This window comes from Streptomyces sp. NBC_01341 (assembly GCF_035946055.1).
Lineage (GTDB): Bacteria > Actinomycetota > Actinomycetes > Streptomycetales > Streptomycetaceae > Streptomyces.
This window is the reverse complement of record NZ_CP108364.1, coordinates 2497037-2521515: the sequence shown is the minus strand read 5'-3', so window position 1 is coordinate 2521515 and position 24479 is coordinate 2497037. Positions and strand designations below refer to the sequence as shown.

Sequence of the window (24479 nt, the reverse complement as noted above, 5' to 3'; positions counted from 1 at the left end):
GGTCTCTCCCCCGCCGTCGTGAGCCCCTGAGGGCTGTCCCGCCATCCCTGGCGGGCGCACGACGACAGCTACGGCACCTCGCCGCGTTGTCGGAACGCCCGAATACATCCAGGATGCGAACGTCCCTCCGCCTTGCGATGCACCGCATCTGACGCCGCGCGCTGATCCACCAGGGATGGCGGGACAGCCCTCAGTCGAAGCGGAGGCCGCGCGTCGTCGCGGAGGCCGCCGCGAAGGCGAGCAGGCCGCTCCCCTCCTCGGCGACGGCGTCGCGGTCCTTCCTGCCCAGCGGGCCGAACGGCTCGATCACGAGGGTCGCCTCCTTGCGCGCCTGCTCGATCCGCCACAGCCCGCGTACGAAACCGTCCACGAGGAACGTCGACTTGATCAGGCCGTTACGGGTGAAGACCAGCTTGCGCTGCTCGTCCGTGAGGATGCGGCTGCGGTCGGCGTGCGACAGCAGGATGTTGTCGAACTCCGGCAGGAAGCGAACCGGCACGGGCATCCCCGGGTCGGGCAGGGGAGCGTCGGCGAGGTCGAGGAGCTCCAGCCCGTTCTCGTCGCGGAAGGTGCGCAGCCGGGGCCTGAGCCGGTTCACCGAGTCGGCCAGCCGGGTCATTCCGGACCAGGTCTGGATGTCCTTGACGGTGGCGGGCCCGAAGGCCGCGAGATAGCGCTCGACCATCGCGTCGGGCGAGGTGCTCTGCGCGAGCGCCCCGCCGAGCCAGGACTCCGCCGTCGTGTGCACGGCCTGGCCGCTCTCGCCCCACAGTCCGCGCGGCGGCACCTGCACCAGCGGCACCAGATTGCGTACGGCATTGGCCAGGGCGAACGGATCCCGGTCCGGCCAGCGTTCGGCGAGCAGGGTGCCGAGACCGCCCAGCGTGAGCGGCTCCTTCTCGACCAGCTCACGGCCCAGCGCCACCACGTCCGCGGTGTCGAGCCCCGCCAGCTTCCGGCCGAAGGTGCCCTTCAGTCCCTGCTCCAGGGCGCCCTGGAGCACCGGCCGGAGTGCCAGGCAGTCCTGCGCCGTGACCAGGTGGATCGTGCCCCGCATCAGCACCAGCCGGACCACCTCGCGGTCCCTGAACCTGTCCGCCAGGTCCTCGATGGAAAATCCGGCCAGCCGGGTCCACAGCCCGATGTAGGGCGGGTTGGGCGCCTGGGCCTGCATCCCCACCAGGTGTCCGACCGCCTGTACGGCCGGCAGACCGGTGCGCTCCAGCAGCAGCTGCCGGGCCAGCAGGCTCCGGTTGAGCGCCCGTCGGTCCAGCACGTTCGGGTCTCCTGTCACCATGACCGGATCCTTTCCTCGTATCCATGAAAAGACGGTGGTGCCCCGGGACACGCGGACCCCGGGGCACCACCGCAGCACAAAAGACCGCCGGTCTCAGCTCATCCTGACCAGGACCGTGCCGCTGTACTTCCGGCCGAGCAGCGCCACGAACGCCTCCGGCAGCTCCGCGACCCCGCCCTCGACGACCGTGTGCGGGAAGACGATGCGCTCCTCGCGCAGCCAGGTGCTGAACTGGGCGTTCCAGCCCTCGATCTGGTCGGGCGTGTGCAGCGTCGCGAAGCCGCGCAGCGTCAGGTCCTTGGTGATGGCGGACATCAGGGGCAGCCGGGGGCTGCCGCCGTCACCCGCGCCGTGCTGCCCGGACAGGGCACCGCACAGCGCGAACCGGGCCCCGCGGGCCGCGACCTGGACCGCGGCCTCGAACTGCTCGCCGCCCACGTTGTCGAAGACCACATCGAGGCCGTCGGGCGCCAGTGCGGCGAGCTGCTCGGCCACCGGCCCCTCGTGGTAGTCGAACGCGGCGTCGAAACCGAGCTCCTCGACCAGGAAGTCGATCTTCTCCTTGGACCCGGTGCTGCCGATGACGCGCTTGGCGCCCCGCAGCTTCGCTATCTGCCCGGCCAGCGCGCCGACACCGTTGGTGGCTCCCGACACGAACACGGTGTCGCCCTCGGCGACCGCCGCCGTACCGACCATTCCGTGCCAGGCCGTCGGCCCCTGGGACAGGAAGTACTCCGGGCCCGGCAGCAGGGAGCGGTCACGCTTGAAGAACCCGTTGGCGTCGCCGACCGCGTATTCGCGCCAGCCGGAGAAGTGCTCCACGAGATCGCCGACGGCGAGGGTGTCGCTGTTGGACGCGACCACCGTGCCGACGGTGCGGCCCCACATCGCGACGCCCGGCTGGAAGACCGGGATCGGCAGCTTCGTGTCGGGGTTCATCTGGTCGCGGGCCACTGAGCCGAGCGTCATCCAGTCGTTGCGTACGACGACCTCGCCGTCAGCAGGCGCGGACAGCTCGGTCTCGCCGAACTCGAAGTGCTCCAGAGTGACTTCGTCGACCGGGTAGGCCGCAAGGCGGACCTCCCTGCTGACGGCGGGAAGTTCGACGCTGCTCATGTGGTGCTCCTTCTCAGGTGGACGGGGAGGCTGACCAGGTTGTGGTTCACATCGCCGGCCCTCCAGAGCAGCTCGCTCTCCGGCACGGCCAGCCGCGCGTCGGGGTAGCGGCCGGTCAGTTCCTCCAGGGCGACGGCGAGCTCCACCCGGGCCAGCGGCGCCCCCAGGCAGTGGTGGATGCCGTACCCGAACGCGAGGTGGGGATTGACGGTCCGGCCGAAGTCGGCGGTGTCGGGGTCGGCGAACACCGACCCGTCACGGTTGGCGGAGGCGAAGGAGAGGAACACGGCGTCCCCGGCGGGGATGACCGCGCCGCCTATCTCCACGTCCTCCGTGGCGATCCGCGGCAGCCCCGAGGTGTCGTTGCCGGTCAGGTTGACCGTACGCAGGAGCTCCTCCAGCGCCGCCGGTACGTCCTCCGGGTGATCGCCGAGCCGACGCCAGACGTCGGTGTGGCGGTCGAGCAGCGTCAGGGCGAAGTTGGAGATCTGGCCGGCCGCCGAGTCGAAACCGCCGCCCAGCAGCGTGTAGCCGAGCCCGACCAGCTCCTCGAAGCCGAGCCGGTCCTCGCCGTCACGGGCGGTGATCAGGGCGGAGAGCACATCGTCGGCGGGCTCCGCCTGCTTGCCGGCCACCAGCCCGGCGATATAGGCACCGAGGTTCTCGCGGCCCTCGACGGCCAGTTCCTCGGGACCCGACACATCGGCGAACTGGCGTACCCACGTGAGGAACTGGTCCCTGTCCTGCTCCGGGACACCCAGCAGCTCACAGATGACGGCCATGGCCAGCGGAGCGGCGAAGCCCTCGACCAGATCCACCGGACCGCCGTCCCACTCCTTGTCCAGCGCGTCCAGCAGCCGGCCCGCCAGCTCCCGCACCCGGGGCCGCATCCCCTGGATCCGGGCCGGCGAGAACGCCTGCTCGGCCAGAACGCGCAGCCTGGTGTGGTCCGGCGGGTCGAGCGAGATGATCATTCCCGGCGGGGCCTGGAACAGCCCGCTGAAGGTGGGGGCGTCCGGCGCGTACGAGGCGGCGCGGCTGAAACGGGTGTCGTCCAGTACCGACTTGACGTCCTCGTGGCGGGTCACCAGCCAGGCATGACCGCCTCCGCTCCACCGCACCCGCGCGACGGGCCGCTCCGCGCGCAACTGCGTGAAGATCGGGTCGGGGCCCCGGTAACTCGTACCCGGGAACGGGAATTCGGGCAGGTCTTCACTCACCCCGGTCGTTCGGGCGGTCATGGGCAGTGCCTCCAGACGGAAGGTCTCAGGTCTCGGGTCTCAGGTCAGCGTGCGGAAGAAGGAGCGCAGCTCCTCGACGAGCAGCTCCGGCTGCTCCAGGGCGGGGAAGTGCCCGCCCTGCTCGTGGTCGGTCCACCGCCGCAGATCGGTGAAGCGGTGCGCGCACCAGGCGCGCGGCATCCGGGCGTCCTTGGGGAAGACGGAGCAGGCCGTGGGCACGTCGACCCGGCCGAGCGCCATCCTGTTGTGACTCTCCCAGTAGATCCGGGCGGACGAGGTGCCGGTGCCGGCCAGCCAGGCGAGCGTCACGGCGTCCAGCAGCCGGTCGCGGGGGATGACCTTCTCGACGTCGCCGTCGTGGTCGCTCCAGGCCCAGTACTTCTCGATCATCCAGGCCAGCTGGCCGACGGGCGAGTCGGAGAGCCCGTACCCGAGGGTCTGCGGACGGGTGGCCTGCAGCACGGAGTACGCGCCCTCGTGGGTCTGGAACTCCTTGAGCGCCGCCAGGCCGGCCAGATCCCGCTCGTCCAGCTCCACCTGTTCCTGCGGCGGGCGGGCGAAGGGCATCGCCAGGTGGATGCCCACCAGGTGCTCCGCGTCGCTCTCGCCCAGGATTCCGGTCAGGAAGGAGCCCCAGTCGGTGCCGTGCGCCGCGTACCGCTCGTATCCGAGCCGGTTCATCAGCTCGGCCCAGGCGGCCGCGGTGCGCTCCACCGTCCAGCCCGTCTCGTCCGGCTTGTCGCTGAAGCCGAAGCCGGGCAGCGACGGGCAGACCACGTGGAAGGCGTCCGCCGGATCCTCGGGGTCCGTCAACGGGCCGATGATGTCCAGGAATTCGATGACGGATCCGGGCCAGCCGTGGCTGAGCAGCAGCGGCTTCGCCTGCGGGTGGCGCGAGCGCACGTGCAGGAAGTGGATGCCGAGACCGTCGATCTCGGTGCGGAACTGCGGCAGCGCGTTCAGCCGCGCCTCGGCCGCCCGCCAGTCGTAGGTGCTCCGCCAGTACTCGGCGAGCTCCTGGAGGTAGGCCAGCGGCACACCCTGCGACCAGTCACCGACCGTCTCCTTGTCGGGCCACCGGGTCCGGGCCAGCCGCTCGCCGAGGTCGGCGAGATCCGCGTCGGGGAACCCGACGCGGAAAGGCGTGAGTGCCGTGCTCATACGTCTTCCTCCTTGACTGCCGCCGGGGTGCGGTGCCACGGCACGCTACGGATGGCTGCTCGAGCACGGGTCGACCTCACCACGTGACCGGCAGCTCCCACAGTCCGTAGATCACTGCGCCCTCCTTACGGGGTATCTCCAGGAAGGGCTTGGCGAGCTGCAGCGTCGGGATGCGCTGGAACAGCTTGCTCCACACGATCTCCAGTTCCAGACGGGCGAGGTCCGCGCCGATGCAGTGGTGCACGCCGTGCCCGAAGCCCAGGTGCTTGCGGCTGCCGCGGGTGATGTCGAGCTTCTCCGGCTCGGGGAACACCTCGGGGTCCCGGTTCGCGGCGAGACCGAGGCAGAGGATGCCGTCGCCCTTGCGGATGACGGAGCCGCCGATCTCGATGTCCTCCAGCGCGACCCGGGGCACCGCGGTGTCGCCGATGGTCGCGAACCGCACCAGCTCCTCGACGGCCGGCTTGACCAGCGAGGGGTCTTCCAGCAGGAGCTTCAGCTGGTCGGGGTTCTCCAGCAGGCAGGCGGTGCCGAGCGAGATCTGGCTGGCCGTGGTCTCGTGGCCGCCGTTCATCAGGAGCCGGACCATGTTGAACAGGTCGCGGTCGGTGTACTCCTCGCCGGACGCCTCGTAGTCGGCCATCGCACGGCTGAGCAGGTCCTCGCCCGGCTCGCGCTTCTTCAGCTGGATGAGGTCGCTGACGTATGCGTTCACCTCGACGATCGCGGCCTGGCGCTCCTCGGTGGAGCTGTGCCCGCCGAGCAGCGCCGTGCCGTGCTTGATGAAGAACTCGTGCCGGTCCTGCGGAATGCCCAGCAGCTCGCAGATGACGGTCATCGGCACCGGCAGCGAGAACGCGTGGTGGAAGTCCACCCCGGGCTCCATGGCCAGCAGCTTGTCGAGGTGGTCGTCGACGATCTCCTCGATCCGGGGCCGCAGCCGGCGCACCTGGCGGCTGGTGAACGTCAGGGCGGCCTTGCGGCGGGTGTCGCTGTGCGCCTTGCCGTCGTAGCCGATGAAGGACGTCTCGGTGCGGTACTCCGGCGGGGCGATGAAGTAGAAGGGGAAGTTGTCGTGCCGGCGCGAGGCGCTGACCCGGGGGTCCGTCAGCAGCTGCCGGATCGTCTCGTAGCCCGCGACCGTCCAGATGCGGAGGCCGGATCCGGACAGCGTGACCTGGGAGACGTCCTTCTCGACGATCTCCGCGTACTCCTTCGGAGGAGTGAAGGGGCACTGCCGTTTGTAGGGGAAGGTGCTGGTCTCCGCCTCGGCGGTGCCCGGCTCCGTAGCACTGGTTGTCACAGTGGATCCTTCCTCTGGGGAATCGTTCCTCGTGAAGAACGTCGGGTTTCCGACGGCACAGAGTTCCCGGTGCACGGTGCCAGCGCCCGCTCGGGCACAGCTGGAGTCCGTGCGCCGCGGTGCGAGCCCGGCGCGAGCGCGGCCCGAGCCGGTTTCCGGACAGGCTTCCTAGCCTCCCGGGATGGGCATTGCAGCGAGTGAGGGCCGGTCCGCCGCGACCGGGCCCCTGAGCGGGCTGAGAGTGGTCGAACTGGCGGCGATCGGGCCGGCGCCCTTCGCCTGCATGGTGCTGGCCGACCTGGGCGCCGAAGTGATCCGGATCGACCGGGCCGACGGCCGCCGCTCCTTCGAACAGTGGCACCAGGTCCTGGACCGCGGACGCCACCGCATCGCACTGGACCTGAAGAGCCCCGACGACGTCGCGGAGCTCCTGAGCCTCCTCGAGAGCTCCGACATCCTGGTCGAGGGCTTCAGACCGGGGGTGGCCGAACGGCTCGGTATCGGACCCGAGGTGTGCCTGGAACGCAATCCCGCCCTCGTCTACGCCCGGATGACGGGCTGGGGGCAGGAGGGACCGCTCGCCAGGGCCCCCGGACACGACATCAACTACCTGGCTCTCAGTGGCGCGTTGTACGCGATCGGCGAAGCCGGCGGGCCGCCCGTCGTCCCGGTGAACTTCCTGGGGGACTTCGCGGGCGGCTCGATGTTCCTGGTCGCCGGGGTCCTCGCGGCCGTGTACGAGCGGCAGCGGACCGGCCGGGGGCAGGTCGTCGACGCCGCGATCGTGGACGGTGCCGGGGCGATGCTCGGCATGCTGGTGGGCATGGAGGCGGCCGGCCAGTGGCGGCACGAGCGCGGCGCGAACCTGCTGGACGGCGGAGCGCCGTTCTACACCACCTACGCGTGCGCCGACGGCGGCTACGTGGCAGTCGGCGCCCTGGAGGAACGCTTCTACGCCGCGCTGCTGCACGGCCTCGGACTGGCGGGCGCGGCCCTGTCCGACCGGGACGAACCGCACAACTGGCCGGCGCTGCGCAGGGAGTTCGCGAGCCGCTTCATCACCGGGGACCGGGATCACTGGGCGCAGCTGTTCGAAGGCACCGAGGCCTGTGTCACGCCGGTGCTGAGTGCCGCGGAGGCGGCATCTCACCCGCACCACCTGGCACGCGGAAGCGGTCCTGCCGCAGTGGCCCCGCGGTTCAGCCGCACTCCAGTGGAATTCCACTGACATCGGGCATCCTGCGGTCCGATGGTCCAAGGCTGTCCAGCCACCTGCGGAACCCCCCAAGGACTATCCCGGTCCCCCCAAGATCTGAGAGGTACACCATGGCTATTTCCTCCGAGCAGGCTCCGTCCACGGAGACGGAGGTGGCAAGGGACGAGACGGCTGCGGACAAGCGAACCGGTGCGGCGCCGCCCGACCCGAAGCGCTGGATGGCCCTGCTGGTGCTGCTCGTCGCCGCCTTCATGGACATGCTGGACGGCACCATCGCGAACGTGGCGGCCCCGACCATCCAGCAAGGCATCGGCGGCGGCTACTCCATCATCCAGTGGGTGCTGGTGGGCTATCAGCTCAGCTTCGCGCTGATGCTGATCCTCGGCGGCAGGCTGGGCGACATCTACGGCCGCAAGCGGATGTTCCTCCTCGGCGTCGCCGGCTTCACGCTGGCATCGCTGGGAGCCGGAATCGCCCAGGAGCCCTGGCAGCTGGTCGCGTCCCGCATGATCCAGGGCGCCTTCGCCGGAGTCATGGTTCCGCAGATCCTCGCCATCATCCACGTCACCTTCTCCGCCAAGGAGCGGGCCGGCGCCTTCGCCATGTACGGCGGTGTGGCCGGTGTGGCCGCCGCGGTCGGCATGGGCGCGGGCGGACCGCTTGCCGAGTGGGACCTCTTCGGCCTCGGCTGGCGTCTGATCTTCCTCATCAACATCCCGGTCGGCATCCTCGGGCTGATCTACGCCCCGCGCGTGCTCCGTGAGTCCAAGGCACCGCACGCCCTGAAGCTCGACGTCAGGGGCGTCGTCCTCGCCACCGCCGGTCTGCTCCTGCTGATCTTCCCGCTGCTCCAGGGCCGCGAACTGGGCTGGCCGCTGTGGGGCTTCGTGTCGATGGCCGCGTCGGTGCCGGTGCTCGTCGCCTTCATCCTGTGGCAGAAGAAGAAGACCCTCCTGGACGGCTCACCGCTCGTGGAGCTGGCGCTGTTCCGTATCCGCAGCTTCTCCTCCGGGCTCGGCGTGAACCTCGCCTTCTACGTCGGCATCGGCATGTTCAACATCGGCTGGACCGTCTACATGCAGGTCGGCCTCGGCTGGTCGCCGATGCGCTCGGGGCTCACGAGCCTCCCGTTCTGCATCGGCGCCTTCCTCACCTCCTCGGCGGCCATGGTCGTCCTGGTGCCCAAGTTCGGTCGCAAGGTGCTGCAGTCCGGTGCGGTCGTCACCGTGGTCGGCGCGCTGGCCTTCCTGTGGGCGGCAGGCGAGTACGGCAGCGGCATCAGCTCCTGGCAGCTCGTGGTGCCGATGCTGTTGATCGGTCTCGGCTTCGGTCTCATCGCGGCCCCGCTGCCGCAGATCGTGATCTCCGAGGTGCCGCAGAAGGACGCGGGCTCCGCCTCCGGCATCGTTCACACCAACGCCCAGCTCGGCTTCGCCGTCGGCGGCGCCCTGGTCAGCGTCGTCTTCTTCGCCGGACTGGTGGGCAACACCGGAACGGCGATCGACGACCAGTCCGCGGAACTGCGCAGGGAACTCGTCGCCACCGCCGGGCTCACCCCGGGGGATGCGGACACCACCGTCGCGGCCTACCGGACGTGCGCGGTCGACCGGGTCGAGGAGAAGGACCCGGCTGTCGTCCCGGAGAGCTGCGCCGTCCCCGCGCTCCAGAACCAGCAGGCGGCCCCGGTCCTGGCCGGCTACGCCAAGGACGCCACCGGAACGTCCTTCGCCGGCAGCCTGCAGACCACCCTGTGGGTCTTCGGCGGAGTCGTCGTCCTCGCCTTCCTCCTGATGCTCGCGATTCCGCGGCAGATGAGGCTGGAAGCCCCCGAGGACGAGGAGGAGGCCGGCAAGGCCCCCGAGGCCGCCCCGGCTTCCTGACTCCGTAACACCCCCGCTCACGGTGCGGCGGGAGCGGACGGCCTCTGCCGTCCGCTCCCGCCGCACCGTCGTGTGCGCACGGTCCATCACCGCTCGAGCCTTTCTCCGGCCCGCCGCCGGACCGTGGGGGAAGTATCCGGACAGCGGCCGGCCATCGCCGGCGCACACAGGACAAGGGAGGGGCGATGGCCGAGCAGAGCTTCCAGCTCTACGACACGACCCTGCGCGACGGCACCCAGCAGGAAGGCATGGTGCTGACGGTCGAGGACAAGCTCGCCGTCGCACGCCGGCTCGACGACCTCGGGGTCGGATTCATCGAGGGCGGCTGGCCGGGTGCCGTGCCCAAGGACACCGAGTTCTTCCACCGGGCCCGGACCGAGCTCGACCTGAAGAACGCCGTGCTCGCCGCCTTCGGCGCCACCCGGCGTCCCGGCGTACCCGCCTCCCTCGACCCGCAGGTACGCGCCCTGCTTGAGGCCGAGACCCCGGTGGTGACCCTCGTGGCCAAGAGCCACACCGGGCATGTGCGCAACGCCCTGCGCACCACCCTCGCCGAGAACCTGGCGATGATCAGCGGCACCGTACGCCACCTGGTGCATGCGGGCCGGAGGGTGTTCGTCGACGCCGAGCACTACTTCGACGGCTACCTGCTCAACCGCGAGTACGCGCTCGCCGTCGTGCGGGCTGCGGCCGAGGCCGGCGCCGAGACCGTCGTCCTGTGCGACACCAACGGAGGCTCGCTGCCCGACGAGGTGGGCGCCGTGGTCGGCGAGACCCTCGCGCTGACGGGCGCGCCGCTCGGCATCCACTGCCACAACGACACCGGGTGCGCCGTCGCCAACACCATGGCGGCGATCGACGCCGGAGCGGTCCAGGCGCAGGGCACCGCACACGGCTACGGCGAACGCTGCGGCAACGCGGACCTGTTCACCGTGATCGCCAACCTGGTGCTCAAGCGCGGCCGGGAGGTCGTGCCCCTGGAGAAACTGCGCGGGCTCGCGGCGACCGGCCGGGCCGTCACCGAACTGACCCAGGTCCCGGGCAGCGCTGCCGCGCCGTACATCGGCGGCTCGGCCTTCACCCACAAGGCCGGCCTGCACGCGTCCGCGCTGCGGGTCGACCCCGACCTCTACCAGCACACCACGCCGGAGTTCGTCGGCAACACCATGCGCACCCTCGTCTCCGACATGGGCGGCCGCTCGTCGATCGAACTGAAGGCACGGGAGCTGGGGTACGACCTCGATGCGGGCTCCGACGAGGTGGCCCGCGCCGCCGCGCGGGTCAAGGAACTGGAGAACGGCGGCTACAGCTTCGAGTCCGCCGACGCGTCCTTCGCGCTCCTGCTGCGGGAGGAGCTGGCCGGAGGCCGCGGCCCCGTGCCCTTCGAGGTCGAGTCGTGGTCCGTCGGCGTCTCCGGCACCAGCGGCGGGCAGGTCCGCACCGAGGCCACCGTGCGTCTCACGGTGCAGGGCCGGCCCGTCACCGCGACCGGCCACGGCAACGGCCCTGTCAACGCCCTGGACACCGCGCTGCACACCGCCCTGGACCCCTGCTTCCCCGCCCTCGCCCGGCTCGAACTCGTCGACTACCGGGTGCGGGTGCTGAGCGGGGAGACCGGGAGCGGGGCCGCGGCCCGGGTGCTCATCTCCTACCGGGACGGGCAGCGCCACTGGGGCACCGTCGGCGTGGACGGCAACACCACGGCGGCCAGCTGGCAGGCGCTCCTCGACGCCGTCCACTACGTCCTGCTCGACGGGCCGCCCGGACGGGTCGACGACGCCCCGCCCCTGGCCGCCGCCACGGGCTGAGCCCGCGACCTCATCTGGAGTGACAGTGCGTCTGGAAGACGTCTACATACGGGGGACCTCCACCCGGCTCCCCTCCCGAATCCCGGTCGCCGACGCGGTCGCCTCCGGGGCCTGCCCGCCCCGGGTGGCCGCCGCGACCGGCATGGAGTCGGTGGCGTACTCGCCCCACGAATCCGCCGCGGAGATGGCCGTGGCCGCCGCCAGGACCGCGCTGGAGCGGTCCGGCAGCCTCGGCGGGGACGTCGATCTGCTGCTGCACGCGGACACCTACCACCAGGGCCAGGACCTGTGGCCCGTCGCCTCCTACATCCAGCGCGAAGCGCTCGGCAACACCTGCCAGGCCATCGAGGTCCGGCAGATGTCCAACGGCGGGCTCGCCGCGCTCGACCTGGCCACCGCCTACCTCACGGCGGGCCACGGGCACAGCGACGCCCTCCTCACCACCGCCGACCGGTTCTGCGCCCCCGGCATCGACCGCTGGAACACCGACCCGGGCACGCCGTACGCCGACGGCGCCACCTCGCTCGTCCTCTCCCGGCGCGGCGGATTCGCCCGGCTGGTCTCGCTCGCGCTGTACGCGGATCCCGAGCTGGAGCCGCTGCACCGCGGCGACGACCCTTTCACCACCGCCCCGTTCGGCCACCGGATGCCCGTCGACTTCGAGGCGGCCAAGCGCGCCTTCGTCGGCCGCGCCGGGATCTCGTACGCCATCACCCGGGCCCACAGCGGCCAGCAGACGGTCATCAAGCAGGCCCTGGCCGACGCCGGGTCCGAACTCGCCGACGCCGACTGGGTGGTGCTTCCGCACTTCGGCCGCCGCCGGCTGGACTCCATCTACCACAAGCCGTTCGGCATCGACCCGGAGCGCACCACCTGGGAGTGGAACCGGACCGTCGGACACCTCGGTGCCGGCGACCAGTTCGCGGGCCTCGACCACCTCACGGTCTCCGGCCGCGCACGCCCCGGCGACCGGATCGTCCTGGTCAGCGTGGGCGCCGGCTACAGCTGGGGCTGCGCCGTCGTCGACGTACTCGAACGCCCCGACTGGGCCGCCTGAGGGCCGTCCCGCACTCCCCGGCCGAGTCCACCGTTTCTCCAGTTCCGCTTGAGTCATTCATGTCAGCCTTGTGATCCGCCCTGCTGCGGACTGTTCGAAGGGAAGGTTTGCCGTGGCGCCGACCGCTACGTCCGAGACCGAAGCACTCCATGTCACGGAGCACTCCATCACCGTGGCGGCGTCCGCCGCCGCCGTCTACGCGCTCGTGGCCGACGTCACCGAGTGGCCCCAGGTGTTCGGGCCCACCGTGCACGTCGAGGTGCTGGAGGAGGCCCCCGCGGAAGGCGGCGACCAGCTCCTGCGCATCTGGGCCGTCGCCGGCGACAAGGTCCGCACCTGGACCTCCCGCCGCCTCCTGGACCCCGTCGCCCGCACCATCACCTTCCGCCAGGTGGTCACCGCCGCACCCGTCGCCTCCATGGGCGGCGAATGGCGCGTCCAGGAGCTCGAGGACGGCACCACGCGCGTCACGCTCCTGCACGACTACCGTGCCGTGGACGGCGACCCGGCCGCAGAGGAGCTCATCGAGGCAGCCGTCGACGGCAACAGCCGCGCCGAACTCCTCGCCCTGAAGAACACCGCCGAGCTCGGCGAAGCGCGCGAGGAACTCCACTTCACCTTCAGCGACTCCGCGACCGTCTTCGGTGCCGCCGGTGACGTCTACGCCTTCCTGGACCGCGCGGACCTCTGGCCCGAACGGCTGCCGCACGTGGCCAGGCTCGACCTCACCGAGGACGAGCCGGGCATCCAGCACATGGACATGGACACCCGCAGCCCGGACGGTTCCACCCACAACACCACCTCGGTCAGGGTCTGCTTCGAGGACCGCGACGTCATCGTCTACAAGCAGCTCCGCGTCCCCGTCGCCATGGCCGGCCACACCGGCCGGTGGGTGATCGAGTCGCTGGGGGACGGCACCGTCAGGGCCACCTCCTGGCACACCGTGACCCTGGACCCCGAGGGCGTACGGACCGCACTCGGCCCCGAGGCCACCCTCGCCGAGGCACGGGCGCTGGTGCGCAGGTCCCTCGGCACGAACAGCTCCACCACCTTGCGTCATGCCAAGCAGTTCGCGGAGGAAGCGCGTGCACAATCGTAGTCAGGACACTCCTCTCACGGTGGTCAACCGGTTCGAGGTGAAGGGCGACACCGAACGGTTCGAGCGCGAGTTCAGGGACCATTCCCAGTACCTGCGCAGACGCGAGGACTTCGACTTCCTCGTCACCGTCCAGCTCGTCGAGCGCCCGGAGGTGTACGTGCACCTCGGGCACTGGCGGACCACGAGAGGCTTCCTGGACACTGTCCACGACGACACCTTCCAGGCCCACGTCAAACAGCTCGGCCCCCTGGTCGACACCGAGGTGGACCAGGCCGTCAGCGTCGCCCGGGTGCTCAGGGCGGACGCCGTGGTCGGGTCCGCGAACGTCCTGCTGACCCGGGCCAGGGTCTTCGGCGACCGTGCGGTCTTCGAGCGGTACTTCGCCGAGTCGGGCGAGCACTTCGCGCGGCTCGGCGGCTACGGCGGGAGCGACCTGCTGCGCTCCACGCTCCGCCCCGACGTGTACACCGGGCTGCAGTGGTGGCAGGACTCCGAGGACTGCGAACGCGCCCTGGCCGACGACGGACGCCGCGCGCTCGCCGAGCAGGTGCGGCGGACGGCGGACGTCGTCGAGGAGCGCACCCGGCACGTGGCCTACGAGCGCGTCCTGATCTGACACCACCCCGACCAGCACCACCGGAGCCGAGGGCCGCTGGGCCCCGCCCGGCCCCCGGGCCGGGCGGGACGGGCCCCCGGCTCCGGCGCGTCCCGGGCGCGAGCGCGCTTCGAGCAGGTGCGCGCACTCTGTAGGCATGGCGAATCCGATGCGTATCACCGTGGTCCGCGGCCGGCCCGACGCGGCGGAGCTGGCAGCCGTCACGGCCGTGCTCCTCGCTCTGGCCCGGCGCTCCGGGGAACCGGACGAGGAGACCAGAGCGGCCTACGCGGGATGGACCGTCAAGCGCGGCGGTCACCGGCCCGCGGTCACCTGGACCGCGCCGTGAAGCGGAGTTCGCCGCACATCCGGGGGCGAGGTCGAGGAACCCTCAAGGGCACACCCCTACCTTGCCGACAGCAGAGCCAGTCGCGGCCCGTTCTTGACGGAGTCACGACATGGGAGGGGGAGGCGTGAACGGTCACCAGACTTTTACGGAACACATCCAGGCCCAGGCCGCCGGCACGCCGGACCGGGAGGCCCTCATCCTCCTCACCGAGCGGGACGGCGGCCTGCGGCCCCGGACCGTCGCGTACGGCGAACTCGACCGCGCCGCCCGCACGCTGGCCGCCGCGCTGCGCCGCCATGTCGCGCCGGGGGAGCGGGTGCTGATCGCGCACCGCTCACGCGAACTGTTCACCACCGGCTTCCTGGCCTGCCTGTACGCCGGAGCGATCGCCGTCCCCGTCGCCCCGCCCGGCGGCCGGGGCCACCACGACGACCGGATCGCGGGCATCGTCAAGGACTCGGCGGCGACCTGCGTCCTCACCTCCACCGAGGAGGCGGCCGAGGTCTCCCAGCTGCTCGCGCGCACGGGCCACGGCCAGGTCGTCTGCCTGCTGGCCGACGGCCCCGCCGCGACCACCGCCCACACCCCGGCCGAGCCCTTCGCGGCCACCCCGGACACGGTCGCCTACCTGCAGTACACGTCCGGCTCCACCCGCGACCCGCGCGGGGTCGTCGTCACCCACCGGAGCCTGCTCGCCAACCAGCGGGCCATCGCCGACGCGCTCGGCACCCGGCCCGGGATCCGGATGGGCGGCTGGCTGCCCCTCCACCACGACATGGGCCTCGTCGGCCAGTTGCTCCACGCCCTGTGGCTCGGCGGCACCTCCGTGCTCATGACCCCGCGCTCCTTCGTCAAGCGGCCCGCGAACTGGCTGGAGACCGTCTCGCGCTACGGGCTGACCGTCAGCGGAGCGCCCGACTTCGCGTACGAGCTGTGCGTACGCCGGATCAACGACTCGCAGATCGCGGGCCTGGACCTGTCCCACTGGGAGGTCGCCGTCGACGGAGGGGAGCCCGTCACCCCTCACGTCCTCGCGGACTTCGCCGAGCGCTTCGCCCCGGCGGGACTGCGCCCCGGCGCACTCACCCCCTGCTACGGACTGGCCGAGGCGACCCTCCTCGTCTCCGGCACCCCCACCGCTCCGGCGGCGGCCACCCGCACCGTCGACGCCGCCGCGCTGGAGACCGGTGTGCTCACGGCACCCGCCGGCCGGGCCAGGACGCTCGCGCACTGCGGACCCGCGGCCTCGGCGGAGCTGCGCATCGTCGACCCGGAGACCTGCCGCGCCCTGCCCGACGGCCGGATCGGCGAGATCTGGGTCCGCGGCGAGAGCGTCGGTCCCGGCTACTGGGCCCGCCCCGCGGAGACCGCGGCGACCTTCGACCGCCGTATCGAGGGAGGCGGCGAAGGGTATCTGCGCACCGGTGACCTCGGCGTGCTGAGCGAGGGCCTGCTCCATGTCACCGGGCGGCTGAAGGACATGATCGTCGTCGCCGGCCGCAACCTCTACCCGCAGGACCTGGAACGCACCGTGCAGCAGGTCAGCGGACTCTTCGGCGCTGCCACCGCCTTCGCGGTGCCCGGCGAGCGCGAACGCGTCGTCATCGTCCAGGAACTCCGCGCCCGCAGCCGCTACGACGTCGACCTGGCGGCCCTCGCGACCGCGGTCCAGAGACGGCTGAGCGAGGAGTACGAGATCCGGACCTCCGGAGTCCTGCTGGTCCGCCCCGGCACGGTGCGCCGCACGACCAGCGGCAAGGTGGAACGGGCCGCCATGCGGAGGCTGTTCCTGCGGGGCGAACTGACCCCGCTGCACCAGCGGATCGAGCCCGAGATCGAGGAACTGCTCGCGTCGGGGAGGCAGCGATGACCACCGCGGAGGAGCGGATCGACGCCCTGGAGCAGGCGTTCGGCCCCCTCGACGACACCGCCAACCCCCTCGGCACCGCCGGGCTGCTCGCCGCCGACGCGGCGGGCGAGGTCCTGCCCGAGGCCGAACGGGTGCTGGACGCCTTCGACCTCAACGCCGAATTCGTCCCCGCGGACGTGGGCGGCCGGCTGGAGCGGATGGACGTGCTCGGCCGGCTCCTGCGCCCCGTCTTCCGGCGGGACGCCTCCCTCGGCTTCGGCTACGGACTCAACTGCTTCTTCGCCACCGCCCCCGTATGGACCGCGGGCAACCCGGACCAGCGCAGGCACGCCGCCCGGCTGCTCCTGGACGGCCGCCGCGTCGCCGTCGCCCGGCACGAGGTCGCGCACGGGAACGACTTCGTGCGCGACGAGTTCACCGCCCGCCCCGTCCCCGGCGGGATGGTCCTCGACGGCAGCAAGTCCGCCATCGCCAACGCCTCCCGCGCCACCGGCCTGGTCATCTTCGCCCGCACCGAGGGCGCCGAGCGCGGCCGCAGCCACACGGTCCTGCTGCTCGACCGGGACGAGCTGCCCGCCGAACGGGTCGAGGACCTGGCCCGGCGCGCCACCACCGGAATGCGCAGCGCCGAGTTCGGCGGCCTGCGGATCAGCGAGTGCCCCGTACCGTCGGACGCGGTGCTGGGCGCCGTCGGCGACGGCTACGAGCTGTCCCTGCGTTCCTCCCTCCTCATCCGCGGGCTGATCCCCTCCATCGTGCTGGCGGGCGCGGACACCGCGCTGCGCACCGTCGCGCGGTTCGCCAACCGCACCCGTGCCGACGGACGTTCCTCGCTGGACGTGCAGCACGTGCGCGATGTGATCACCGGCGGCTTCCTCGACCTGCTGGTCATCGACTGCCTCGCCCTGGTGGCCACCAGGGCGCTGCACCTGCTGCCCCGCCAGATGAGCGCGTACGCGGCGGCCGCCGCGTACCTGGCGCCCAAACTCGTGGCCGAGAGCATGGACGCGATGTCGTCGGTGCTGGGCGAGGAGACGTTCGCCCAGGACGGGGCGTACGGCATGTTCCAGAAGCAGCGGCGGGACCTGCCCGTCACCTCACTGGGGCACGCGGGCAGCGCCGGCCGGCAGGTCAGCATCCTTCCGCAGCTGCCGTACTTCGCCCGGCACGCCTGGTTCGCCGACCCCGAGCCGCCCCCCTCGCTGTTCCGCCCGCACGAGCCGCTGCCGCCGCTGGACCTGTCCCAGCCGGCGCTGCTCGGCGACGGCGACCCGCTCGCCGCGACCCTGGTCGCCTGCACGGACCTGCTCGAATCGGTCGGGGGGCAGGGCGACGAGGGGGACGGCGGCCCGCCGCTGCGCTTCCTGGCCAGGGCGCTCACCGGAGAGCTCGTCGAGTTGAAGAAGGCGTTCGAGAAGGTGCCCGAGGGCGACAGGGAGGCGCTGTCGAGCCCGTACAGCTTCGGCCTCGCCGACCGCTACACCCTCGTGCTCGCGGGGGCGGCCGCGCTCGGGGTGTGGCGCGAGCAGCGGCACGCCGGGCCGGGGCGCACCGACTCCTTCCTGGCGTCCCCCGCCTGGGCCACCGCGGTGCTGTACCGGCTCGTCAGACGGCTCGGGCTCCCCCTGCCCGACCGGCCGGAGGACTGCGAGCGGCTGGTGCTGGACGAGGCCATGGCCCGGCTGCACAACCGCCGCAGTTACGACCTCTACAGCTCGCCGCTCGCCTGACCACCACCCCGGGCGGCCCCCCGCCCCAGAGCCAGACAGGGAGCACTCCCATGCAGGACCAACCCCCGCGCGCACAGGATGACTTCGCGGTGGCCCACCGTGAATGGCTCACCGAACGGGTCGCCCACTACCTCGGCCGGCCGGTGGACGACACCGTGTCGCTCGCGGAGGAGGGCCTCGACTCGGTGGCCGGCCTCAGCCTCTACGGCGACATCGAGGAGGAGTTCGGCTCGCTCATCGAGCCCGAGGACATCTGGGCGTACCCGACGCTGCGGCAGCTCGCCGACTTCCTGGCCATGCGGGACGTCAACCGGGGTGGCAGCAGGGTCCGCGCCGCGTTCGTCTTCACCGGCCAGGGCTCCCAGCACCCGGGCATGACCTCCGGGCTCTACCTGAACTCGACCGGCTACCGCGCCTTCCTGGACGAGGCGGACGCGGCGATCACGCCGTGGACCAAGCAGTCGGTCGTGAAGATGATCTTCGCCGACGACCCGGGCATCCACCGCACCGCGATGACACAGCCCGCCCTGTTCGCCGTGGAGTACGCCCTCGCCAGGACCCTGGAGGAGGCCGGTGTGCACCCGGTGGCCGTCCTCGGCCACGGCATCGGCGAGTTCGCGGCGGCCACGGTCGCCGGTGCGCTCACCCTGGCCGACGCGGCGAAGCTGGTGTCCATGCGCGGCGCCTTCATGCAGTACCTGCCGCCCGGCGGCGGCATGATGGCCACCTGCGTGACACCGTACGAGGCCGCCGAACTCGTCGCGGCCGAACCGGCCGTGGGCATCAGCGCCATCAACGCGGCCAAGGCCGTCGTGCTCTCGGGCGACAAGGCGGCGCTGGAGCGCATCGAGGTCCGGCTCGAGGAACGCGGCGTGCCCTGCCGCCACCTCGCCGTGTCGCACGCCTTCCACTCGCCGCTGATGGCCCCCGTCGTCGCCAAGTTCGAGGCGATCGTCCGGCGGATGCCCGGGGGAGCCGCCCGTGTGCCGTTCTACTCGACGGTGTACGGCCGGCTGGCCACCGAGCCGCTGCACGCCCCGTACTGGACCGAGCAGATCACCGCGCCCGTCCGGTTCGCCGACGCCGCGCGCAGCCTGCTCGCGCAGCAGACACCCACGCACGTCGTCGAGATCGGCCCGCAGGCCGTTCTCACGCCGTACCTGCGGCGGATGGGCGGTGGCCGTCGCGGCCCCGTGTGCCTGCCCGTGTGCCAGGGGCCGGCGAGTGACGCCGTGGACCTGGCAGGGGTGATCTCCGCCCTCGACGCCGGGCCGCTGGCCGCGGCTCTGTCCGGAGCCTGAGGTGAGGGCGCGGGTGGGACGCCTGCTGCTCGCCGAAGGCCCGGACGGCCCCTGGGAGGGACTCCACGAGGAACTGTCCCTTACCGGCAGTGTCGTGCTGCACGCGACGATGCCCGCCTGGCAGCCGCGGGGCGGCACCGAGTCGGACCTGCGCCGGCGGCTCGGCCGGGACTGGCGCCGCTACGAGACGATCACCCAGCCGCGCATCCGGGAACGGTTCGTCGCCTCCCGGCTGTTCCTGCGGCAGACGGCGGCGGCCGCGCTGCGGACCGCCCCGGACCTGGTCGACCTGGCGTACCAGCCGGGCGGGCGGCCGTACGTGCGGGGCTGCGACCAGATCGACGTCAGCCTCAGCCACACCGAGGAGATGATGGTCGTCGGGATCACCCGCAGGGGCCGCATCGGTGTCGACGTGGAGCGGGCGGACCGCCGGCTCGCGCACACCGGTTCCGAGCGTCAGGCGTGCACCCCGTACGAGAAGGAGCGGCTGGACGCCGGCGGTGACGAGGCCCGCAACGACACGATGGTGCGGCTCTGGACCCTCAAGGAGGCGTACAGCAAGGCCCTCGGCCAGGGTCTGCGCTTCCGGTTCACCGAGTTCGGCTTCGACCTGGACGGGGATTCCAGCCGGCTGGTGCGCCCGGACGGGTCGCCCGTACCCGGCGGCGAGTGGCAGTTCGTCACCCGTCCGGCAGGGGAGGGGTACGTCGTCAGTGCGGCGGTGTGCGACACCGGCTTCGGTGAGCTGTCGGACCTGTCGGTCGGCACGACCCTGGACGCCGGCATGCTCGACGCGCTGATGGGCGCTCCCGGCGCCGGACGCCCGGCCCCGACAGGCTCTCGGTCACGGCAGCCAGCCGGCCTCCTCCGCGATGCGGATCGCGTCGATGCGGTTGCGGGCGCCCAGCTTGCCGACGATCGCCGTCAGGTAGTTGCGGACCGTTCCCTTGGACAGGTACAGGCAGCCGGCGATCTCGGCGGCGTCGGCGCCGCGGGCGGCGAGCCGTAGTACCTCCAGTTCGCGGGGCGACAGCGGGTTCTCCGGCGAGTCCCAGGCGGTCAGGGCGAGCTGCGGGTCCACGACCCGGCGCCCGGTCGCCACGGACCGCACGGCGAGCGCGAGTTGGTCCGGCGGTGAGTCCTTGAGCAGAAAGCCCGAGACGTGGGCCGACAGGGCACGGCGCAGCGTGCCGGGCCGTCCGAGGCTCGTGAGGATCAGCGTGCGGCAGCTGGGCAGCTGTTCGTGGAGCTCGGCTGCCGCCGTGAGCCCGTCGATGCCGGGGAGATCGACGTCGATCACGGCCACGTCCGGTTTGGACGCGAGTGCTGTCGGCACGATCGTGTCGCCGCGGTCCACGGCCGCGACGACGTGCAGATCCGGCTCCAGCTGGAGCAGCGCCACGAGTGCGCCACGGATCATGTGGACATCCTCGGCGAGGAGGATTCTCACATCCAGCATCATTACCCCCGGTCAGATGGTGTGGTCAGGCCACGGCGGTTCTCTCGGAGGCCGCCGGCGCGAGGATCAGCAGCTCGTCCTCCTGGTTGCGCGGCTGGACCGGCGCCCAGACCTCCAGATGGAAGCGTCCGTCCCCCCGCAGCCCGGCGTCGAGGCCCCCGCCTATGGCGTCGAACCGGCAGCGCAGGTTGTCCAGTCCGCTCCCGCCGGACCGTGCGGAGAAAGCGTCGGTCTGCGCGTTCGGACGGTCGTTCGTCAGTCCGAGACGGACCGTTTCTTCCTCCACGGACGCCGTGATGGTGCAGACGCGCACCCCGCTGTGCCGCAGGATGTTGGTCACTCCCTCACGCAGTGCCGTGGCGAGCACGGTGTCGACGACCGGATGGAGCCGCCCGCACTCGACCCGGACATCGGCGCGGATGTCCGCGGCCGAGAGCACCGCCCCCGCGGACTCCGCCTCCTCGGCCAGTGACATGTCCCGGTAGCCGCTGGACACCAGCCGTACGTCGGCCAGCGCCTGGCGTGCCACCCGCAGCACCGAGAGCGTCTCCTCGCGGGCCTTGTCGGGGCGGCTGACGATGAGCCGCTGGATCAGCTCCCCCTTGAGCGTGATCGCGGAAAGACTGTATCCGAGCAGGTCGTGCAGGTCCCGGGCGAACCTCAGCCGCTCCTGCGTCACGGCCATCCGGGCGAGTTCCTCCCGGGTGGCGTGCACCTCGTGCACGAGGTCCGTCAGGCGGGTCAGGCCGTAGATGACGAGACCGGTGAGGACGCCGGCGATCGTGAAGTACAGGACCAGGTCGACGGTCGCCCCGGCCAGCACGTTGTAGACCGGGATGAAGGCGATCAGCAGTCCGTAGCTCGGCCAGGCGTAGCGAGCGGGGAGGGTCAGCAGCAGCGACGCCGCGAGCGGACCCTCCATGCTTCCCCAGTTGGTGCCGAACCAGACGAGCGGCGCGAAGGTGAGCACCACTTGTACAGAAAGGACAAGCGCTTTCCGGCCGGTCGGCCACCGGCGGGCTTGCGGCGACGAGACCGCGAACTGTACGCCGAACACGGCCAGAACCAGCCCGACGCAGACGACCAGCTGCCCGGTGGGCGGGCGTGTCCGGACGACGTTGAGCACGGTCATGGCGCTGTAGCAGAGCAGGGCCACGACGATGACCGCGCGGGCCAGCCTGGGCGCGGGCGCCTGTGACCGGGGTGAGAACGGAGCGATGTTCCTCGTCGGCATGGCCGCCTCCTCGCCAAGGACCAACCGTGGCGGACGCATGCTATGTCTTCGCTAGTCCGTGAGCCAGCGGACGCAGCGGGTAGCCGGATTCAGACGAACAGCGGTACGGGGTTCAATTCTTCGTACCGGACGGCCCTTTCGAGGCGTCCGAGTTTCACCGGTGTGTCGAACAAGCGGCCCGGGGCGAATCGGGCCCAGAAGTGACGCATCCCCGGAATGATCACCTTCGCTACGGGAAGTCCCACGTCGGGGCGGGTTTGGTCCAGAATCAGCATCTCCATCCCCCGTTTCCGCACGAGGATTTCGGCGCACTCGACGTCCTCTCGCAGATCCGTGCTCGCGGCATACGGGTAGGAACCGGGAGTGCGCGCTGTTTCGGCTGGATCCGCGCAGAGGTATGGCTGATTGTTTACGGTGGCTTCACGCCACCATGCGGACAGATGCCGGTCCGCGGAATGCGGCTGAGGGGTTTCCCCGCCCGGTGGCAGCAGTTGCGCCATCTCCGTCACCGCGCGGCGCAATGCGAGCCGGGCATCGAAATGAGCCCCGAACCCGAAGGAGATGCCCTGAGCCGGACCCCGGGTGCTCCGGGACAGCGCGACCATCACCGGAATGCCGAAATCCGCTGTGAGGTCGAGCACCCACACGTCACGGTGCAGCCGCGCGTACGCCTGCCGGGTCCTGGCCAGCCACGGTTCGTCGAACGCGTCCAGGTCCACGGCCGGCTGCCGGGTCCGGTTGTACCACCACAGGGCCACCGCGTCCCGTTCCACCAGTTCCAGGAAGCCCTGCACGACGGCGTCCTCCGGACTGCTGCCCGCCGCGTTGCCGTTGGAGTCGGCCCAGGGTGCGGCGGGCACGCCGCCCGGCCCCGCGCCGAAGTACAGCATCGAGGTGGGGAGCAGCCTTGGGGTCCCGGAGGTGAGCGACCACACCGGGGTCCAGTCGCACGGAGCCTTCGGGTCGAAGGGCGGCGGTATCTGCTGGAAGCGGGACTGCCCGGCGTTCCAGCTCGCGCGGTCCCGGATCTGCCGGTCCGCGAACAGCTGGCAGAGATTGGGGTGGATCGCCGCCTCACCGAACTCCGCGAGCGTGCCGCGCACGGTGGGCTCGTCGCCCTGACGAGTGCCGCAGTAACGTTCCAGCGCCTCGCACAGCGCGCCCACCTCGGCCTCCTGCGGAGTCGTCCCCTTGCCCCCGCTCTGCCCCCGCAGCCCACCGCGCAGCCCCGCGAGCGAACGGCTGTCGCCCAGGGCCATGTTGCGCCCGGCGACGTACCGGTTCAGGCCGTCCGGGGAGTCGGGTGCCGGGCGGAGCCCGGACACGATGCCGGTGACCGGATCCGCCAGGTGCCGGTAGCGGGCGAGCACCGTCTCCGCGCTCTGCGCACGGTGGTTTCCCCCCACGGTGTGCGCCTTCGGACTTGACCCGAGACGGAAGGGTCTTCGTACACGGTCCGCGACGAGCCCGGGGTCCCCGCACACGCCGCACTGCGGGCGGCGGTCCACCCGGTGGCGCTCGATGTGCAGGGTGCGGGTGTCCAGCCGGCAGACGGCCCGCTGGCCGTCGTAGCGCATGCCGGCCACCCACTTCGCGGCCTCCAGGACAGCGGTGTGCAGCCCCAGCGCCCGCACCGGGGCGAAGGAGACCTCGGGGACCTGCACGGTCCCGGCGAGGCCCAGGGCGTGCAGCACCGGTGCCCGCGAGGTGCGGTGGCCGCGCAGGCGGTGGGCCAGACACTCCCAGCACGCGGTGTCCCCAGTGCCGAACACCGGCCCCACCCAGGTCTCCGCGCCGCTCGGTTTCGCCGGCAGCCAGGCCCGGCCGGCGGCCCGGTGCGCCGCGTCGACCTCGGCCAGCCGCGGGTCCAGGTAGTCGTCGACGAGGACGAGCGACAGCGCGGCCGGTTCCCCCCGGCCAGGCTCCGTCACCCGCAGCCCCGCCGCCACGCACTCGGCCCGCGCGGCGGCCGGATCCGTGCGGCCGAGGGTGACGAGTTCCACCGGTGTCGTGCGGAACGACGCGGAGGCGCTCGCACCGTCGATGCCGGCGAACTCCCAGTACGCCTCGGTCGAGACGTCCGCGGCCGGGTCGTGGTAACCGATGAGATCGGCGCGGGCCAGTTCCGCGATCATGCCGGCCGCGGTCGCGGGCGGCAGTGTCGCCGCCGCGTCCCTCAGCACGTCGGACAGGGTCCTGGTGCCGTCCAGCAGGGCCGCGAGCTCCTGAACCTCACGGCCCTGCAGGGCGGTCGTCCCCTGCTCCGACAGCAGGTAGACGGCGTCCCCCTCGATCGCCTCCACCCGCAGATGCCTCTTGAACCCCACGGGCAGCTCGGTGCCCGTCCCCCCGGTTCTGGTCATGCAAGGGCCGTCCCGGCCTCTTCCCCGGGCAGCGGCGCCATGCCGCTGTAGCACCCGTAGAGCGTCGCGTTCTCCGGCCGGTCCAGGTGGTCGATCACCAGGCCGCGACCCTGACCGACCGGCGTGCCGAGCTTGTACGCGTCGTGTCCCGACACGTCCCCGTACACCGGCTCCGTCGCCGTGAGGCCGAACTCGGCCAGCACGGACACCGGGTCGCTCGTGTAGCGCTGGGCGAGCTCGGGCTCCAGGCCCGCACGGGCCGTCAGCAGGGCGAGGCGGTGATCGGACGACGGCTGGACCGCCGTGTGGGCCGGTGCGTCGTGCATGGTGATGCTCATGGAGTTCCCCCTCCAGCGTCCGTGTCACGGACGTGTGTTCCGGCGTTCCCCCGGCCGTTTGC

General features: G+C 71.7%; 19 protein-coding genes and 1 pseudogene. 11 read left to right on the top strand and 9 right to left on the bottom strand.

The features are described from left to right. Nucleotides 1-190 precede the first annotated feature (190 nt). From OG206_RS10665 to OG206_RS10645, 5 genes are all read right to left on the bottom strand, one after another. Entirely contained in the window at nt 191-1297 is a 1107-nt protein-coding gene (locus OG206_RS10665) for a winged helix DNA-binding domain-containing protein (protein ID WP_327114678.1), read from the bottom strand. A 93-nt stretch (nt 1298-1390) separates the two neighbouring features. Then, nucleotides 1391-2413, bottom strand: coding sequence for an NADP-dependent oxidoreductase (locus tag OG206_RS10660; protein WP_327114676.1), 1023 nt, complete (start codon nt 2411-2413; stop codon nt 1391-1393). Further along, nucleotides 2410-3654: a cytochrome P450 gene (locus tag OG206_RS10655; RefSeq protein ID WP_327114674.1), complete on the bottom strand. Its 1245-nt coding sequence runs from the start codon at nt 3652-3654 to the stop codon at nt 2410-2412. Before OG206_RS10655 ends, OG206_RS10660 begins: the two co-directional genes overlap by 4 nt. Nucleotides 3655-3693: 39 nt before the next feature. Continuing rightward, a complete protein-coding gene (locus OG206_RS10650) occupies nt 3694-4815 on the bottom strand; it encodes an epoxide hydrolase family protein (protein ID WP_327114672.1) in 1122 nt (373 codons plus the stop codon). Between the two features lie 76 nt (nt 4816-4891). Then, complete coding sequence (locus OG206_RS10645; protein WP_327114670.1) at nt 4892-6118, bottom strand: cytochrome P450; 1227 nt, start codon at nt 6116-6118, stop codon at nt 4892-4894. Nucleotides 6119-6299: 181 nt separating this feature from the next. Here OG206_RS10645 and OG206_RS10640 point away from each other — a divergent pair, with 181 nt between their 5' ends. From OG206_RS10640 to OG206_RS10590, 11 genes and pseudogenes are all read left to right on the top strand, one after another. Further along, entirely contained in the window at nt 6300-7346 is a 1047-nt protein-coding gene (locus OG206_RS10640) for a CaiB/BaiF CoA transferase family protein (protein ID WP_327114668.1), read from the top strand. Between the two features lie 98 nt (nt 7347-7444). Beyond that, on the top strand, nt 7445-9214 hold the full coding sequence (locus OG206_RS10635) for an MFS transporter (protein WP_327114666.1): 1770 nt from the start codon (nt 7445-7447) through the stop codon (nt 9212-9214). A 185-nt stretch (nt 9215-9399) separates the two neighbouring features. Continuing rightward, nucleotides 9400-11022, top strand: a complete 1623-nt coding sequence (cimA, locus tag OG206_RS10630) for a citramalate synthase (RefSeq protein ID WP_327114664.1) — start codon at nt 9400-9402, stop codon at nt 11020-11022. Nucleotides 11023-11047: 25 nt separating this feature from the next. Next, entirely contained in the window at nt 11048-12079 is a 1032-nt protein-coding gene (locus OG206_RS10625) for a ketoacyl-ACP synthase III family protein (protein WP_327114662.1), read from the top strand. Between the two features lie 112 nt (nt 12080-12191). Continuing rightward, on the top strand, nt 12192-13178 hold the full coding sequence (locus OG206_RS10620; protein WP_327114660.1) for an aromatase/cyclase: 987 nt from the start codon (nt 12192-12194) through the stop codon (nt 13176-13178). Further along, the gene (locus OG206_RS10615; RefSeq protein ID WP_327114658.1) at nt 13165-13794 is read left to right on the top strand and encodes an antibiotic biosynthesis monooxygenase family protein; all 630 of its coding nucleotides are present in this window, start codon (nt 13165-13167) and stop codon (nt 13792-13794) included. The genes OG206_RS10620 and OG206_RS10615 overlap by 14 nt, the downstream gene beginning before the upstream one ends. Before the next feature lie 136 nt (nt 13795-13930). Continuing rightward, the gene (locus OG206_RS10610; RefSeq protein WP_327114656.1) at nt 13931-14122 is read left to right on the top strand and encodes an acyl-CoA carboxylase subunit epsilon; all 192 of its coding nucleotides are present in this window, start codon (nt 13931-13933) and stop codon (nt 14120-14122) included. A 124-nt stretch (nt 14123-14246) separates the two neighbouring features. Continuing rightward, entirely contained in the window at nt 14247-15992 is a 1746-nt protein-coding gene (locus tag OG206_RS10605) for a fatty acyl-AMP ligase (protein ID WP_327114654.1), read from the top strand. Then, nucleotides 15989-17722 (top strand): acyl-CoA dehydrogenase, encoded by a 1734-nt coding sequence (locus OG206_RS10600; RefSeq protein WP_327114651.1) that lies wholly within the window; start codon nt 15989-15991, stop codon nt 17720-17722. Before OG206_RS10605 ends, OG206_RS10600 begins: the two co-directional genes overlap by 4 nt. A gap of 50 nt (nt 17723-17772) precedes the next feature. Continuing rightward, a complete protein-coding gene (locus OG206_RS10595; RefSeq protein WP_327114649.1) occupies nt 17773-19023 on the top strand; it encodes an acyltransferase domain-containing protein in 1251 nt (416 codons plus the stop codon). 109 nt (nt 19024-19132) lie between these two features. Continuing rightward, nucleotides 19133-19723 (top strand): annotated as a pseudogene (locus OG206_RS10590) (4'-phosphopantetheinyl transferase family protein); the annotation flags it as partial. A gap of 144 nt (nt 19724-19867) precedes the next feature. Here the strand turns inward: OG206_RS10590 and OG206_RS10585 are convergent. From OG206_RS10585 to OG206_RS10570, 4 genes are all read right to left on the bottom strand, one after another. Next, the gene (locus tag OG206_RS10585) at nt 19868-20482 is read right to left on the bottom strand and encodes a response regulator transcription factor (RefSeq protein ID WP_327114646.1); all 615 of its coding nucleotides are present in this window, start codon (nt 20480-20482) and stop codon (nt 19868-19870) included. A 25-nt stretch (nt 20483-20507) separates the two neighbouring features. Beyond that, nucleotides 20508-21716: a sensor histidine kinase gene (locus OG206_RS10580; protein ID WP_327114644.1), complete on the bottom strand. Its 1209-nt coding sequence runs from the start codon at nt 21714-21716 to the stop codon at nt 20508-20510. 89 nt (nt 21717-21805) lie between these two features. Then, entirely contained in the window at nt 21806-24079 is a 2274-nt protein-coding gene (locus OG206_RS10575; protein ID WP_327114642.1) for a TOMM precursor leader peptide-binding protein, read from the bottom strand. Further along, nucleotides 24076-24417 carry a hypothetical protein gene (locus tag OG206_RS10570; protein WP_327114640.1) on the bottom strand — a complete coding sequence of 114 codons (342 nt, stop codon included), beginning with the start codon at nt 24415-24417 and terminating at the stop codon, nt 24076-24078. Before OG206_RS10570 ends, OG206_RS10575 begins: the two co-directional genes overlap by 4 nt. Nucleotides 24418-24479: the final 62 nt, after the last annotated feature.